Consider the following 15115-nt stretch of genomic DNA (forward strand, 5'->3'; position numbering starts at 1 on the left):
GCATGGCTTGTGATCGACGCTTCCGCCGGGCCAAAGCAGTCGCTGGATCGCAGCGGGGGAACTCTAGGACCAGTCCCAGCGCCGTAAGCCTTCGTATCCTCGTCCCGCCCCTTTGGACGCCCGAACTCAACCATGCTGCATCGCCTTCCGTTTCAGCTGTCCTGCCGAAAGTGCCGCCAACAGCCTCGTCAATGCCCGCATGAACAAGAAGCGTCAGATGCGCTGGTCTCCCGTGGGTGCTCATCGTGTCCTTCAATTCCGTGCCGCCGTGGCCGACGGCCGGCTCAAACAAGCTAGGCTTGGTCTTGCCGCTTGACCCCCGTCTTTTTCCCGCTCCCCTGGGTGACGTTGCGGGAGATGGCGGATCTCGAAAAATTTCCTGCCTCCGCCAAGACGAGGAAATCCTCAAGCCATTTCATTTCCATTGGGCCGGAACCGGTAAAAAAGGAAGATCGAACGGGCCTGAACGGCTTGCCCTAGGCTTCGCACCGGGCCGGTGCGCCATCGTATGGCGTCGTCTCATCAGTTCCCTGGGGAAAGATGCCCACGCCGATACTCGCAGGGTGTCATCCCGATGATCTCGCGAAATGCATTCCCAAAAGAGCTTTGTCCCGCATAACCGACATCCTGTGCAATGCTGGTCAACGAGGCCTGCGTCGTCGACAGAAGTCGGCATGCCACTTCCATACGCTTGGACAGCTGCCATTGGACGGGAGGTTTGCCGGTGGCGCGATGGAAGCCGCGACAGAGATGCTCCTTGCTGACACCGAGAAGATCGGCGAGCTCTTCGAGCCGAACGACGCGATCGAAATTTTCTTCGAGATAGGTGCAGACGCGACGCACCTGCCAGGCAGCAAGTTCTCCCTTGGCTGAGGCGGAGTCGTCATGCCGTAACCCAAGGCTATGCTGGAGAAGGCGTAATGCAATGAGGTTTGCCCGGCTTTCCATCTCAAATTTCGTTGGTCGGTCGGCGGCTTCGAAAGCGCGGCGGACATAGGATTCGAGATTGAACATCATCTCGGAATCCTCGTACATCACGCGATCGCTTTCCCCGAGATCGCCTTCATCAAGCGTCGGATAGGCGGCCAGCCCCGCAACGTCCCTAAGAAAGGTATCGCTGACATAGATATGGGCGAACCGAATAGCGGAGGGGGCAACAAATCGGAGGTCACGACGAGCTGGATGCACCGAGAACCCGCGAGGACGCAAACGCTCGCGCTTTTCGCTGCCCGAGCCCACTCTATGGACGAGCGAGCCCGATAGTCGAAGTGCAATGACGCAACATGGTTGGTGGTCCGGGCGGGCACTGGTGTCAAACCCATGCGGCGCGTTCCAGATCGCTACGGGCATTGGCCACGAGGCGTTGATACCGGCCATGTCGACAAGATCTACGCCTTCTCTTTTTGAAAGTTCATCCAACGAGACCATGCCATCCTCCCGACTTATGCTCTCCTCCAATGTTTTCTATCGGTTACATTAACATGTCATAATTCTGCAGCAATCCCTCGGGCCGTGCCATCCTCCGTGCCGCCGTTAAGCGAGCACGGAAGCCGTCGGTTCATTGGGTAACGAGCGGACAAGTGCTTTCGGCAAGGGGGCGAACCGCCTGCTCAGCAGGAATGGTCCTGATGATATTGTAGTAATCCCAGGGATAGCGCACTTCGTTCGGCTTCTTGACCTGAGCCAGGTACATGTCATGGACCAGACGCCCATCCGCCCGGATATAACCGTCATCTGCGAAAATATCGTGCACCCGCGTTTCGCGCATTTTTTGGGCGACCTTTTCAGGATTATCATCCTTCAGGGCCTCGACTGCGTGAAGATAGTGTGTGACGGCAGAGTAGACGCCGGCCTGTGCCATCGATGGCATTGCGCCGTGCATTTCAAAGAAGCGTTTCGACCATTCCCGCGTTTTATCGCTTCGATCCCAATAAAATCCGGTCGTCAGCACCAGGCCCTGGGCGCTTTCAAGGCCTATGCCATGAACATCGGTGATGAACACCGCGAGCCCGGCAAGCTTGGTCCCGTTTGCCCCGGCGCCGAATTCCGCGAATTGCTTGACGGCGTTGACCGTATCAGAGCCACCGTTGGCAAGGGCAACGACGTCTGGATTAGAGCCCTGCGCCTGCAGGATGAAGGACGAGAGGTCCGCCGTGTTGATGGGATGCTTGGTGATCCCGAGTACGGTTCCGCCGCCGGCCTTAACGACCTTACTAATGTCGGCCGCCATCGTCTGTCCGAAGGCATAATCGGCGGCGATGATGAACCACTTCTTTGCACCTTCGTCGAGCATCGCGCGTCCGGTTGAAGCAGCGACCGAATAGGTATCCCATACCCACTGGAAACTGGTGGGCATGCAGTTCTTACCTGTGAGCTCGGCCGTCCCGGCACCAGCGTAGATAACCAGTTTGCGGCGTTCCTTTGCGATGGCCTGGACGGCGAGCGCAACCGAAGAGTTTGGAACATCGAGGACGAGATCGACACCGTCTTCGTCATACCACTTTCGCACGATGGTCGATCCAAGGTCCGGCTTATTCTGATGGTCCGCTGTGATGACTTCGATCGGTACGCCGGCGACCTTTCCGCCGAAATCCTCGGCGGCCATGCGGGCGGCGACCGCGCCGCCTGGCCCCGCAAGCGCGGAGAACATGCCGGAAGAGTCTGTCATGACGCCGATCCGTACGACACCATCGGTGATTTGCGCATTGGCGCTGGTGGCGCCGAGAAGGCCGCATACCAGCAATGTCAGCGTGAGTTTTCTCATGTCCGTTTCCCCAACTGAATGTGTTGACGCCATTATGAAGGCAGCAGCGGACGTGTTGCGCAACAGGCAGCGAGGAAGTTTGCGCATACCCCATTCATTTAGTGTCAATCGCGCGAAAAACGCATCAATCCGGCGCAAACGGCCTTTCCGGGTTATCAATAGCATTGACGGTCATCGAACGATCCGCACGAAAGGGAAGAGAGATGATCAACGACGATGGCCTTCCAACCGGCGCACATAAGCCGGCGCTCTTGAACCATCTGGAGCGGCTTGTCGCCTTTATCGGCGACAGTCCTCTGAACCTTGAACTCGAGAAGCGACTGAACCGAGATTATGGCCCGGAAACCGCGAGTTTCCAGGAAATGAAGCAACTGCTGCGCAGCGGTATCGAGGAGAATTGGGCTTGCTACCAGGTTATCGACGGAGCCGACTACCGGCGTGGGCGCCTCGGTGTCACGGTCGATGGCGTCCACGATTTCGTGATCGAAAGCGCCAGGCTTAAGGACGTCAAGGGCAAGTACCACAAGCATCCTCGCGGCGAGATCAATATGATCCAGCAGGTCGATCCGCAAAGTCGTTTCTGCGACACGGGCGAGGGGTGGAAGGTCTTCGCGCCGGGAACGAGCCACTATCCGACTGTCACGGGTGGCGCCTGCACGTTCATCTTTCTGCTCCCAAAGGGCGAGATCGAATATCATGAAGAATGAGATGTTGGAGCAACGGTCCGATCGACCATTGGCCGGAAATGTGCTGGCGATTTGCGGAAGCGTCCGGCGTGGTTCATGGAATGCGCTGCTGCTGCGCATCATGTCGGACCTCTTGCGCATTCAGGGCGTCGCCGTTCAGACGATCTCGCTTCGCGACTACGCCTTGCCGTTTTACGACGGTGACCTCGAGGCCGAGGAGGGCGTGCCTGGCGCGGCGATCGAACTCCGTCAGTTGATCGACCAACATGACGGTCTTTTGATTGCCTGCCCGGAATATAACGGATCGGTCACCCCAATCCTGAAGAATATGATCGATTGGTGCTCGCGTCCAACCGAGGGTCTCGGCGGACTGGCACCATTCCAGCTTAAGCCGGTTCTAATCGTCGGCACTTCGATAGGACCGTTCGGCGCTCTGCGGGCGATCGGTCATCTGAGAGCTATTCTTAGCAAAATGGGCGCCATGGTGATCCCGGAGGATCTGGCGGTGCCCAATGCACCATCAGCCTTGTCCGAAGAGGGCTTTTCCGATCAGAATTTGTCGATTGCCGCAACGCGGTCGTCGGCCATGATGGTGACCCAGTTGGGACGGATCAGAGAGGCAAGAGCATGACCGATTTCGCAATGGCTGGTTTGAGCTTACGCGAACGCTATTGGCTTATCACCGGGAGCGTGGGGCCTCGTCCGATCGCGCTTGTCACGAGCCTTGGGTCGGATGGCAAATGCAATGCGGCGCCTTTCAGCGCCTTCAATTATATGTGCGAGGAGCCGCCGCTTTTTGCGATCGGCATCGACCTATATGGCGACGAGAGCCATCGCTGCGGCGAGCGTAAAGACACCCTCAACAATATCGAGGCGGGCGGTGAGTTCGTCGTCAATATGGTCGACGAGGCTATTCTTGGTCCCGCCGTCCGCTGCGGGACGGATCATCCGGCCGATGTATCCGAAGTCGAGGCAGTCGGGCTGACGCTCGTGCCATCCCTGACGGTCGCCGTACCACGAATAAAGGAAGCCCCGATTGCCTGGGAATGCAAGCTCTTCAAAGTACTGGACGTCAGTCGCTTCAGAAGCATCGTGCTTGGCGAGATAGTCAGCATGCATTTCCGCGACGACCTCGTCGATGAACAGAAGGTCCGCGTCCGCGTTGATCGGTTTCACCCGATCGGGCGCCTCGGCGGTCCGACCTATTGCCGAACGGAGGACCGCATCATCGTGCCGGTTCCGCCCTTCAATCAGGAAGGCAAGCCGCGCGTCTGAGATCCGCTTCCCAAGATCGATTTGGGATTGGCGGGCTTATTATGGATCGGCGCCCGAGGGCATGCCCAGCTTGAGCGATTCGTCGCCTACTCCCGACGGAGTAGGCGCCAGCCGCTTGGCGCAGCGCCTCACCACGGTTTCGAAGGCCGACAGGGCAGGTGACTTCGATCTGTCGCTCGGACGGATCATGATGATATCGCGGACAATCGGCGGATGAAGCAACGGCTTTGCAAGCACCGTGTCCATCTCGACGGCACGCGCGTAGGTGGGAAGAACGGCGATCCCGAGGCCGGCGCGTACCAGCGCAAGCGCGGTGGTAATCTGTGTGACTTCATAAGTGGGCTCCAATGCCACTCGGGCATGTTCGAAGCCGACCTCGACTAGCAGCCGAATGCCGCTATCGCGCGTGAGCGTTATCAAGGGTTGACCGGCGAGCTCCTCCCAGTCGACGCTTTGGCGGTCTACAAAGCCGCTGGTGTGGTTGCAAAACAGCATAAGCTGGTCATGCGTCAGGGTCGATCGTTCGATGTTTCGTTCGAGAGCGGAGAAGGTTCCGATGCCGCAGTCAACCTGACCGTTGCGAACGGCTTCGACGATAATGTCGCTGCGGGCATCCATGATGCCGATCTTCAGGCCCGGATAGTCGCGGTGGAGCTCGGCGATCGCCTGCGGCAACATCACCGCAGCCAGCAAAGGTGGCGCTGCAACCAGAAGACGCCCGCGCTTACGTTGGGCGATCTCGCCGGCATTGGCAATCGCCGTCTGCAGATCCTCGATGATCTTCGCGCTCGCGCCCTGGAATTCGCGGCCTGCTTCAGTCAGCTCAACTCGCCGGGTGGTTCTGTCCAGCAGCCGCAATCCGAGCTCGGCTTCAAGGTCTCGCACAAGGGCGGACAGTGCGGGCTGCGCGACGCGCAGCGCCTCGGCTGCCTTGGTGAAATTGCCCCATTCAACGACTGCCAGGAATGCCTCGATCTGACGGAGGGAAACGGCCATGTCTGCTCCAATTAATAAGAAAATCCTCTTAATTAATATCAATACATCGCATTGTTGTATAGCTGCAAGAGTGAGAACATCATCTTGTTCGCAAGCGGTGAGGAGTTACGCGCGATGAACGAAACTGTTGCCGACGCGGCTCTCGAAGCCCAATCGCAATCTCTCGAAGGTCATTGCCCGGCTCCGACAATAGCAAGCGAGTGTCGCCGATGCCGCCGGCCATGCCTCCAGTTCATGCCCGGCGGCGGCGACGCGGCCACTCCAGTGGTCCCGACAAGAAACGAAGGTAGGTTCAATGAAATACGCCAAGAAGGATGCCAAGGCTTATGCTCGCCAAAACATGCGAGGGATCTGGGCTGCCGCGTTGATGCCGTTCACGTCGACGCTGTCGATCGATGAAGACGGGTTCCGCGACAATATCCGCCACTGGACCAAAGACCTGAAAATCGACGGCCTGTTCATTGCCGGCAAGCAAGGCGAATTTTTCTCGATGTCCCTCGACGAACGTAAGCGGGCGTTTAAGCTTGCTGTCGACGCGGTCGGACCCAATGCCTCGACGATCATGTCATGCTCCGATCAGAACATGGATGTGGTCATCGACCTTGCCCGCCACGCTCAGGAGGTTGGAGCCGACTATATCGTCGTCCATGCGCCGATGCTGCACTTCTTCAAGGCCCAGGACGAGACCGTCTATAATTACTACCGGACGATCGCAGACAGCGTCGATATCGGTATCGCGCTCTGGAGCCATCCAGACAGCGGCTATCTCATGTCTCCGCAACTATGCAATCGCCTTGCCGATATCGAGAACGTCGTTGCGATCAAGTACAGCGTGGCGCGCCCGATGTATGCGGAGCTCACCCGGCTTGCTGGCGACCGCATCCTTGTCAGCACCGCTTCGGAGGAGGAGTGGCTCGACAATATCTTGGAGCTCGGCTGGCAGCTCTATCTCTGCTCGTCGCCGCCCTATCTGCTGCAAACCGCAAACGATCTGCGGATGCGCGAATACACCGATCTCGCCCTTGCCGGCGAAGCGGATAAGGCGCGCGCCGTAAGGGACAGCCTGAAGCCCGTGCGCGACGCGTTGCGCAATACCCGGCCTCCGGAAAAGCCGCATGCGCACCAGAAATACTGGCAGGAGCTGCTCGGCCAGGTCGGCGGCCGGGTCAGGCAGCCACTCCTCGAGCTGACCGATCAGGAAAAGGCCATCACAAGTGCGGCGTTCGAAGCATGCGGACTGAAACTGTAAGCGCTCAGGCGCCTGGAACCAAGGGAGGTTGAACAATGTCTACTACAGGTCGACTCAAGGCATTCAATTTCGCGAAGTGGATCGAGGAACATCGGCATCTGCTGAAGCCGCCGGTCGGCAACCAGCAGATCTGGACCGATGCCGATCTGATGGTGACGGTGGTCGGCGGCCCGAACAAGCGAACCGACTTCCATGACGATCCCGTCGAGGAGTTTTTCTACCAGTTGAAAGGCGATATGGTTCTCAAGGTGGTGGACGACGGCAATCATTACGACGTGCCGATCCGCGAAGGAGAGATATTTCTGCTTCCCGCGCATGTGCGTCACTCGCCCCAGCGGCCTCAGGAGGGCTCGATCGGACTGGTGGTCGAACCAAAGCGCCCGGAAGGCTGGCTCGATGCATTCGAGTGGTATTGCTTCGAATGCTCCAACCTCGTCCACCGGGTCGAACTCGATCTCGTGAGCATCGTCGACGATCTGCCACCGCTTTACAGGGAATTCTACGGCAACGAGCAGGCGCGCACTTGCAAGCATTGCGGCACGCTCCATCCCGGCAAGGAACCGCCCGCCGGCTGGGTTTGCCTATGAGGACGGCCGGCCTGTAGGCCGGCTCTCCAATCACAATTTAGACATCACCGCATCATCTGCGGGACGAACTCATACGGGGTAGATCCAATGAGAGCGCTTAGTCGCGTCCGAACGCCGCTTCGCCTATGTCTTGTAGGCTGGGGCGCCATCAATCGCCGTGTGGCGGAACTTCTGAAAGAACGGCATGGCGATGATGTGGTCTTCGCCGCAGTCGCACTCGCAGACATTGCAGATGCCATTGGGGTACCGGATAACGTACCCGTTATCACCGATCCGTCGGTTCTTTGGGAACTCGAGCTGGACCTCGTCGTGGAAGCCGCAGGTCGCGGCGCCGTAGCGCAATGGGGCGAGCACGCCTTGCGCCACGCCGGCGGGCTCGTGGTCGCCTCCGCGAGCGCATTTTGTGACGATGATCTGTTCGAGCGCCTGCAAAGAGCGGCGCGAGAATATGGAAGCCAACTGATCGTACCTCCGGGTGCACTTGCCGGCATCGACGCCATTGCCGCCGCAGCCGCCCTACCGCTTGAAGCGGTGACGCATCGGATCATCAAGCCGCCGCGGGCTTGGGCAGGTACCGCCGCAGAACAGATCCTTACACTCGACGCTGTCGTTAGCCCGACGACGTTCTTTTCAGGAAGTGCACGTGAGGCAGCGTCCCGCTTTCCGCAAAACGCTAACGTCTCGGCGGTCGCGGCACTATCGGGCATTGGGCTTGATCGCACAGAGGTCGAGCTCGTCGCCGATCCGAGTGCGGAAACGAATCGCCATGAACTGGCGGTCAATGGCGAGTTCGGTCGCTTGAACATTGTCATCGAGAACCGCCCTCTCGTCTCAAATCCGAAGTCGTCGGAAATGGCCGCCTTGTCGCTGGTCCGTCTGATCGAGAACAGGTTCGTTCCCCTCGTCAGATGAATGTCCTCATCGTCTCGCGCCTCCCGCAAAGACCCGAGACCATCTTTAAAGCCACTGTCCGCCGTCATTCCCGTGGACGCTTGCGGATTTGACAATAATCAGGAGCGGTTTATGACCAGCCAATCTTATCCCGATCTTAAACTTTACATCGATGGCACCTGGCGCAAGACCAGGAGCGACCTGCCGGTCATCAACCCTGCTGATGAATCAATCCTCGGTGCGCTCCCGAGGGCCGAAACATCAGATCTGGACGACGCGCTCCAGGCGGCCCGGCAAGGCTTCCGGATCTGGAGCAAAACCGCGCCAAGACGGCGTGCCGAAGTGTTGCTTAAGGCTGCAGCATTGATGCGCGAGCGCGTCGAAGAGATCGCCACTGCAATCACGCTTGAGCAGGGAAAACCCCTGACAGAATCGCGCCTCGAAGTCATCAGGGGCTGCGAATTCTTCGAATGGGACGCGGGCGAGGCGCAGCGCACCTATGGCCGTGTGATTCCAAGCGGACCGGGCATTACCTACATCGTCCACCATCAGCCGATCGGCATGGTTGCCGCCTTCTCACCGTGGAATTTCCCGATGAGCCAGCCATCCAGGAAAATTGCCGGAGCATTGGCGGCGGGGTGTTCCATCATCATCAAGGCAGCCGAAGAGACACCGGCAGGAGCGCTTCATATCGCAAAGGCGCTGCATGATGCCGGCCTGCCGCGCGGCGTGTTCAATCTCGTCTTTGGCGTACCGGCAGAACTATCGAACTATCTTATTCCACAGGAACAGACCCGCCTGATTGCCTTTACCGGGTCGACCGCTGTTGGCAAGCATTTGACCGAAATCGCGGCTCGTAACATGAAGCCGGTGTTGATGGAACTGGGCGGACACGCTCCGGTCATCGTCTGCGACGATGTCGATCCGGTTGCCGCCGCCCATATTTCAGTTACTCGCAAAGCCAGAAATTGCGGACAGGTTTGCACGTCGCCGACGCGCTTTTTCGTGCATCAGTCGCTCTATGATCGGTTCACGGAGGCTTTTGCAGAACGGGCGCGCTCTTTCGCCATCGGCAATGGTCTTGATCCATCCGTGCAGATGGGCCCGCTCGCCAACAGCCGCAGGATCGACGCCATGCGAGCTCTGGTCGAGGACGCGACCGCCAAGGGGGCGCGACTGCTGGCCGGCGGAGAGACACTCGGTCGCCGTGGTTACTTTTTCCCGGTCACGGTCCTTGCCGATCTGCCTTCGGATGCCCGGGTGATGCGCGAAGAACCATTCGGTCCGCTCGCGGTGATCAACCCGGTCGCGTCTCTTGATGAGGCGATCGAAAAGGCAAACAGCTTGCCCTTCGGGCTCGCGGCCTATGGCTTCACCCACTCGGCCGAAAATGTCGACCGGCTCTCGCGCGAGATCGACGCCGGAAACGTGTCGATCAACACGCTCGAGGCCTCCGTCGCCGAGACGCCCTTTGGTGGCGTCAAGGATAGCGGCTACGGCCGCGAGGGCGGAGCGGAGGGGCTGTCGCACTACACCCAAATCAAGACGGTGTCGCACCGCATCGCACTGTCCTGAGGCAGCGTATCCTCGGGAGCCGCAGTCATAAGGGAATGAGCCCACGCCCCGTTTCCGTTTCGATGGAGTCGATCCCATGAGTGACATTATTTTATCCACCTCTGGCCTGACGAAGCAGTTTGGCGGGTTTACCGCCGTCAATGACGTCGATCTTCAGGTCAAGCGAGGTTCGATCCACGCGCTGATCGGACCGAACGGGGCCGGTAAGACGACCTGCTTCAATCTCCTGACGAAATTTTTCGCCCCGAGTCGCGGCAAGATTTTCTACAATGGTCGCGATGTTACAGGGCGCAGGCCTGCCGAGGTCGCTCGTCTCGGCCTCGTACGCTCGTTTCAGATCTCGGCGGTTTTTCCCAAGCTAACAGCTCGAAACAATATCCGGATCGCGCTACAGCGTAAGCGCGGCAATTCATTCGATTTCTGGCGGTCGGAGCGGGTTCTCGATGCGCTCGACGAAGAGGCGATGCGTCTCATTCAAGCCGTCGGTTTGACCGGCTACTCCGAGGTCCCGGCCGGCGAACTTTCCTATGGGCGAAAGCGGGCGCTCGAAATCGCAACAACGCTTGCCCTCGATCCAGAGCTGCTGTTGCTCGACGAGCCGATGGCGGGACTCGGACAGGAAGATATCCATCGGATCGAAGCCCTGATTCGGACGGTCTCGGCTGAGCGCACGATCCTGATGGTCGAGCACAATCTTTCGGTGGTCGCCAATCTTTCCGACAGGATTACGGTTCTCGCGAGAGGGCAGGTGCTCGCAGAGGGAGATTACACGTCAGTCTCCAGGGATCCCCGCGTGATCGAGGCCTATATCGGATCGGGAGACCATCATGTCCATTGAAACTGCAGATCTTATCAAAAACCCCGCGTCCGTGGCTCCTCTACTGAAGGTCGACAATCTTCACGGCTGGTATGGCGAAAGCCATGTATTACACGGCATGACCTTTGAGGTGGCCCCGGGTGAAGTGATCACGCTTCTTGGCCGAAACGGCGCCGGAAAAAGCACGACATTGAAGGCCATCATGGGCATCCTTGCCCGGCGTCGCGGCTCGATCCTCTTCGACGGTCAGGAGACGGCGAAGATGTCGTCGTGCTCGATCGGCCGGCTTGGCATCGGCTATGTCCCGGAAGACCGAGGCATTTTTGCCTCGCTGTCGGTTAAGGAAAATCTCCTCTTGCCGCCTGTTGTGCGGGCGGGCGGCATGAGCCTCGAGCACATCTATAAGCTATTCCCCAATCTTCTGGAACGGATCGGAAGTCAGGGGAAAAAGCTTTCCGGTGGCGAGCAGCAGATGCTCGCAATCGGCCGCGTTCTTCGCACCGGCGCCCGCCTCTTGCTTCTCGATGAGCCGACAGAAGGACTTGCACCGGTCATCATCGATCAGATCGGCGCAATCATCGCCCGCCTCAAACAGGACGGATTCACAATCGTCCTCGTCGAACAGAATTTCCGTTTCGCGGCCAGCCTTGCCGACCGGCACTACGTCGTCGAACAGGGTCGTGTCATCGACATGATCGATGCCGATGCGGTCGCGGCAAACAGCGACAAACTTCACGCCTATTTGGGAGTATAGGCCATGCTGGATTTCCTCGGTGTTCCAACCCAGGTGTTACTCGGACAGGTTCTCCTTGGTCTGATCAACGGAGCATTCTACGCGACCCTCAGCCTCGGACTCGCAATTATCTTCGGGCTGCTCAACATCATCAATTTTGCCCATGGTGCGCTTTACATGATGGGCGCCTTCGTCGCATGGATCGGCCTCAACTATCTCGGGATAAACTACTGGTGCGCGCTCGTGCTCGCGCCCATCTTGGTCGGCGCGATCGGCATCCTCGTCCAGCGTACATTAATTGCCCGCATTGCTCATCTCGATCATCTCTACGGCTTGCTCCTGACCTTCGGCGTCGCACTGATCGTGCAGGGCATATTTCGGAACGGCTTCGGATCAACCGGCCTGCCCTACCAGATCCCCGATGCTCTGCAAGGCGCAAGGAACCTCGGTTTTATGATCCTACCGATCTATCGAGGCTGGGTGATCTGCGCATCCTTTGTCATCTGTCTTGCGACCTGGTTCCTCATCGAGAAGACCAAACTCGGCGCCTATTTGCGCGCGGCGACGGAAGATCCCGTGCTGACGCAGGCTTTTGGCATCAACGTGCCGCTCCTCGTGACCCTGACTTACGGTTTCGGCGTGGCGCTCGCCGCCTTCGCGGGCGTGCTCGCCGCTCCGATCTACTCCGTGGACGCAAATATGGGTGGCGATCTGATCATCGTCGTCTTTGCCGTAGTGGTCATTGGCGGCATGGGATCGATCATGGGTTCGATCGTGACCGGCTTCGGCTTGGGTGTCGTCGAGGGCCTCACCAAAGTGTTTTATCCCGAAGCGTCATCAACTGTGATTTTCGCAATCATGGTGCTCGTACTCCTCATCAAACCGGCCGGTCTGTTCGGACGGATCGCCTAAGCCGCTGCCATGTTCGAAAGGGAGGACTCGGCAATGACCACCATCACGACCACACTCTTGCCAATGGCGGAGCTGTCAAACAGGGAGACCGACAGGGCAGTCGCAAGGCTGCATCGCGCGGTTATTCTCGGGCTTGTCGCGTTCCTGGCAGTCGCACCGTTCTTCTTGTACCCGGTCTTCATCATGAAGGTCTTATGCTTTGCACTGTTTGCGCTGGCCTTCAATCTTCTGCTCGGCTTCGGCGGCCTTCTCTCGTTCGGTCACGCCGCCTATTTCGGCATGGCAAGCTATGTTACTGCCTATGCCGCCAAACATTGGCACCTCACGCCGGAATGCGCGATCCTAGCCGGAACGGCTGTTGCGGCTGCTGTCGGTTTGATATTTGGCGCGATCGCCATTCGCAGACAGGGTATCTATTTTGCGATGATCACGCTCGCCTTGGCGCAGATGCTCTACTTCTTCGCGCTGCAGGCGCCGGAGTTCACCGGCGGCGAAGATGGAATTCAAGCCGTTCCCCGTGGTGCACTGCTTACAGTCTTCGATCTTTCGAACGACATGACGCTCTACGTGATGACGACCCTGATTTTCGTCGGCGGACTGCTACTTCTCTACCGCGTCATCCATTCGCCGTTCGGGCAGGTCTGCAAGGCGATCAGGGACGACGAACAGCGCGCGACGTCGCTCGGTTACGATGTCGATCGTTACAAACTCCTGATCTTTGTTCTGTCGGCTACACTGGCGGGCCTTGCGGGCTCGACCAAGGCAATCATCTTCCAGCTGGCTTCGCTTACAGATATCCACTGGTCGATGTCGGGTGAGGTGGTCTTGATGACACTCGTTGGCGGTCTCGGATCCATCTTTGGTCCGATCCTTGGAGCGGCGGTCATCGTCGCAATGCAGAGCTATCTGGCGCCCCTCGGTGCGTGGGTGACGGTGGCGCAGGGAACCATTTTCGTCGTTTGCGTCCTTTGTTTTCGCGAAGGTCTCATTGGGTTCGCCAAAAAAATCACGAATACGCCATTGTAGCCGGATTGTTGTGGCGGATCCGTCCGCCGCTCGGCATGCGTAAGTTCAACCCACTTCAACGCAGTCGACTGCTCTTGGCACAAACGTTGCCGTTGAAAAAACGTGTGTATTCAACACTTTAGAGTCGGTCAGCTTTAAGCTGAATCGCACCAGGATTCCCTTTTTGCTGCAATTGTGATTCAAGATCATTGCTGGTGAGGAGGCCAGCAATGATGGCGCGACCTCTTTCGCTGGATCTACGCAAGCGCGTCGCCGACGCTTTGGCCGGGGGCATGACAGTGCGGGCGGCCGCCTTGCGCTTTGGGATATCGGCGGCGACGGCGGTGCGGATCGGACAGCTTGACCGGTCCGGTCGCGGTTTGGCGCCGGCCAAGATGGGTGGCCATGTCAAACCCATGCTGCGGGACGCGGCGGCCGATGAGGTTCACCGCCGACTGGCGGCCAAAACCGATTGGACGGTGCGGGCGCTTGCCGCCGATCTGAAGGCGGCAGGGATCCATGTCTCTCATGACACCGTTTGGCGTTTCCTGCGCCGCGAAGGCAAGACATTTAAAAAAAATGCTGGTCGCCAGCGAGCAGGACAGGCCGAAGGTGGCGCGGTTCCGAAGCCGCTGGAAGACCCATCAACATCGACTTGATCCGCACCGCCTGGTGTTCATTGACGAAACCTGGGTCAAAACCAACATGACGCGTACCCGCGGCTGGTGTCAGCGCGGCCAGCCGCTTTTCGCCAGAATACCGCATGGCCATTGGGAGACGCTGACCTTCCTCGCCGGGCTGCGCCACGACCGCATCGTCGCGCCCTTCGTGCTCGATGGCCCGATCAACGCCACCGCCTTCACCGCCTGGGTCGAGCAATGCCTGGCACCAACCCTCAATCGCGGCGATATCGTCATCCTCGACAATCTCGGCAGCCACAAGAGCAAGCCGGCGCGCAACGCCATCCGCGATGCCGGCGCCCATCTGTTCTTCCTGCCGCCATACAGCCCCGATCTCAATCCGATCGAGATGATGTTCGCCAAACTCAAAACCCTGCTGCGCAAGGCCGACGAGCGCAGCGTCGACGCGACGTGGAGGCGCGTCGGCGAAGTGCTCAAGGCGTTCAGCCCGCACGAATGCGCCGCCTATCTCAGGCATGCAGGATATGTTTCAACGTAGACCTGACAGACTCTAGTGGCGATTTTGCTGGAAGACGGCGACTGGAACTCGCCTATGTGAATGCAATCACTCACCCCTTCAAGGCCGATCGACGGGTCGCACACGCGAGCATCGAAAAGTTGATAGCGGAGCTGCGGCGTTCGAATAGCCTTAGTTGCAGCGAACCGCGCCAAAAAACTCCCGGCAGGTCACGTCCACCGAATTTGCGGCTGCCATGTCCTCGCGGGCGCTGGCGCGCCGGCGCCGGGCGATTTCGCCTTCGGTTTCCGCCTTGATGCATGGGACGAACTCAGGCGACTTCTCCGTAAAACCCTGATCGACGCAGCGCTTGGCAATCTCGCCAGCGAGTTGCTTGCGCTGCGTGTAGCTCATTTCTTCAACGGTTTGGGTTTGGCAGCCGGAAAGTGCGAGGCCCAAGGCGACGGCAATCAGTTTCGTTTTCATGT

At 58.8% G+C, this 15115-nt stretch carries 16 protein-coding genes and 1 pseudogene; 13 read left to right on the top strand and 4 right to left on the bottom strand.

All coding sequences use genetic code 11. The features are described 5' to 3' along the window. Positions 1 to 154: 154 nt before the first annotated feature. A pseudogene (locus FKV68_RS33775) lies at positions 155 to 316 on the top strand (ISKra4 family transposase); the annotation flags it as partial. A 206-nt stretch (positions 317 to 522) separates the two neighbouring features. Here the strand turns inward: FKV68_RS33775 and FKV68_RS20560 are convergent. Both FKV68_RS20560 and FKV68_RS20565 read right to left on the bottom strand, forming a co-directional pair. Then, positions 523 to 1428, bottom strand: coding sequence for a helix-turn-helix domain-containing protein (locus FKV68_RS20560; protein ID WP_180941834.1), 906 nt, complete (start codon positions 1426 to 1428; stop codon positions 523 to 525). A gap of 130 nt (positions 1429 to 1558) precedes the next feature. Further along, positions 1559 to 2764: an ABC transporter substrate-binding protein gene (locus FKV68_RS20565; protein ID WP_180941835.1), complete on the bottom strand. Its 1206-nt coding sequence runs from the start codon at positions 2762 to 2764 to the stop codon at positions 1559 to 1561. Between the two features lie 203 nt (positions 2765 to 2967). Here FKV68_RS20565 and FKV68_RS20570 point away from each other — a divergent pair, with 203 nt between their 5' ends. The 3 genes from FKV68_RS20570 to FKV68_RS20580 are packed head-to-tail and all read left to right on the top strand — an operon-like array spanning position 2968 to position 4725. Next, positions 2968 to 3471 carry a 4-hydroxylaminobenzoate lyase gene (locus FKV68_RS20570; protein WP_180941836.1) on the top strand — a complete coding sequence of 168 codons (504 nt, stop codon included), beginning with the start codon at positions 2968 to 2970 and terminating at the stop codon, positions 3469 to 3471. Next, on the top strand, positions 3461 to 4081 hold the full coding sequence (locus tag FKV68_RS20575) for an NADPH-dependent FMN reductase (RefSeq protein ID WP_180941837.1): 621 nt from the start codon (positions 3461 to 3463) through the stop codon (positions 4079 to 4081). The genes FKV68_RS20570 and FKV68_RS20575 overlap by 11 nt, the downstream gene beginning before the upstream one ends. Beyond that, positions 4078 to 4725, top strand: coding sequence for a flavin reductase family protein (locus FKV68_RS20580; RefSeq protein ID WP_180941838.1), 648 nt, complete (start codon positions 4078 to 4080; stop codon positions 4723 to 4725). Before FKV68_RS20575 ends, FKV68_RS20580 begins: the two co-directional genes overlap by 4 nt. 39 nt (positions 4726 to 4764) lie before the next feature. On the opposite strand, the gene FKV68_RS20585 is transcribed toward FKV68_RS20580, so the two are convergent. After that, entirely contained in the window at positions 4765 to 5721 is a 957-nt protein-coding gene (locus tag FKV68_RS20585; protein WP_180941839.1) for a LysR family transcriptional regulator, read from the bottom strand. Positions 5722 to 6016: 295 nt separating this feature from the next. Here FKV68_RS20585 and FKV68_RS20590 point away from each other — a divergent pair, with 295 nt between their 5' ends. The 9 genes from FKV68_RS20590 (at position 6017) to FKV68_RS20630 (ending at position 14669) form a co-directional block, all read left to right on the top strand. Further along, entirely contained in the window at positions 6017 to 6970 is a 954-nt protein-coding gene (locus tag FKV68_RS20590; RefSeq protein WP_180941840.1) for a dihydrodipicolinate synthase family protein, read from the top strand. Positions 6971 to 7005: 35 nt separating this feature from the next. Then, positions 7006 to 7557 carry a 3-hydroxyanthranilate 3,4-dioxygenase gene (locus FKV68_RS20595; RefSeq protein ID WP_180941841.1) on the top strand — a complete coding sequence of 184 codons (552 nt, stop codon included), beginning with the start codon at positions 7006 to 7008 and terminating at the stop codon, positions 7555 to 7557. 87 nt (positions 7558 to 7644) lie between these two features. Then, the gene (locus FKV68_RS20600) at positions 7645 to 8469 is read left to right on the top strand and encodes an aspartate dehydrogenase (protein ID WP_180941842.1); all 825 of its coding nucleotides are present in this window, start codon (positions 7645 to 7647) and stop codon (positions 8467 to 8469) included. A gap of 111 nt (positions 8470 to 8580) precedes the next feature. Continuing rightward, the gene (locus tag FKV68_RS20605; RefSeq protein WP_180941843.1) at positions 8581 to 10023 is read left to right on the top strand and encodes an NAD-dependent succinate-semialdehyde dehydrogenase; all 1443 of its coding nucleotides are present in this window, start codon (positions 8581 to 8583) and stop codon (positions 10021 to 10023) included. Positions 10024 to 10099: 76 nt separating this feature from the next. After that, positions 10100 to 10861, top strand: a complete 762-nt coding sequence (locus FKV68_RS20610; protein ID WP_180941844.1) for an ABC transporter ATP-binding protein — start codon at positions 10100 to 10102, stop codon at positions 10859 to 10861. Further along, the gene (locus tag FKV68_RS20615; protein WP_180941845.1) at positions 10851 to 11594 is read left to right on the top strand and encodes an ABC transporter ATP-binding protein; all 744 of its coding nucleotides are present in this window, start codon (positions 10851 to 10853) and stop codon (positions 11592 to 11594) included. Before FKV68_RS20610 ends, FKV68_RS20615 begins: the two co-directional genes overlap by 11 nt. 3 nt (positions 11595 to 11597) lie before the next feature. Then, the gene (locus FKV68_RS20620; protein ID WP_180941846.1) at positions 11598 to 12485 is read left to right on the top strand and encodes a branched-chain amino acid ABC transporter permease; all 888 of its coding nucleotides are present in this window, start codon (positions 11598 to 11600) and stop codon (positions 12483 to 12485) included. A gap of 33 nt (positions 12486 to 12518) precedes the next feature. Further along, positions 12519 to 13511 carry a branched-chain amino acid ABC transporter permease gene (locus FKV68_RS20625; RefSeq protein ID WP_209647329.1) on the top strand — a complete coding sequence of 331 codons (993 nt, stop codon included), beginning with the start codon at positions 12519 to 12521 and terminating at the stop codon, positions 13509 to 13511. Positions 13512 to 13723: 212 nt separating this feature from the next. Next, a protein-coding gene (locus tag FKV68_RS20630; RefSeq protein WP_180941936.1) for an IS630 family transposase occupies positions 13724 to 14669 on the top strand; the annotation gives its coding sequence in 2 pieces (ribosomal slippage) (positions 13724 to 14071 and positions 14073 to 14669; 945 coding nt in all). A gap of 150 nt (positions 14670 to 14819) precedes the next feature. Here the strand turns inward: FKV68_RS20630 and FKV68_RS20635 are convergent. Beyond that, on the bottom strand, positions 14820 to 15113 hold the full coding sequence (locus FKV68_RS20635) for a hypothetical protein (protein WP_180941847.1): 294 nt from the start codon (positions 15111 to 15113) through the stop codon (positions 14820 to 14822). Positions 15114 to 15115: the final 2 nt, after the last annotated feature.

The organism is Sinorhizobium mexicanum (assembly GCF_013488225.1).
Classification (GTDB): Bacteria; Pseudomonadota; Alphaproteobacteria; order Rhizobiales; family Rhizobiaceae; genus Sinorhizobium; species Sinorhizobium mexicanum.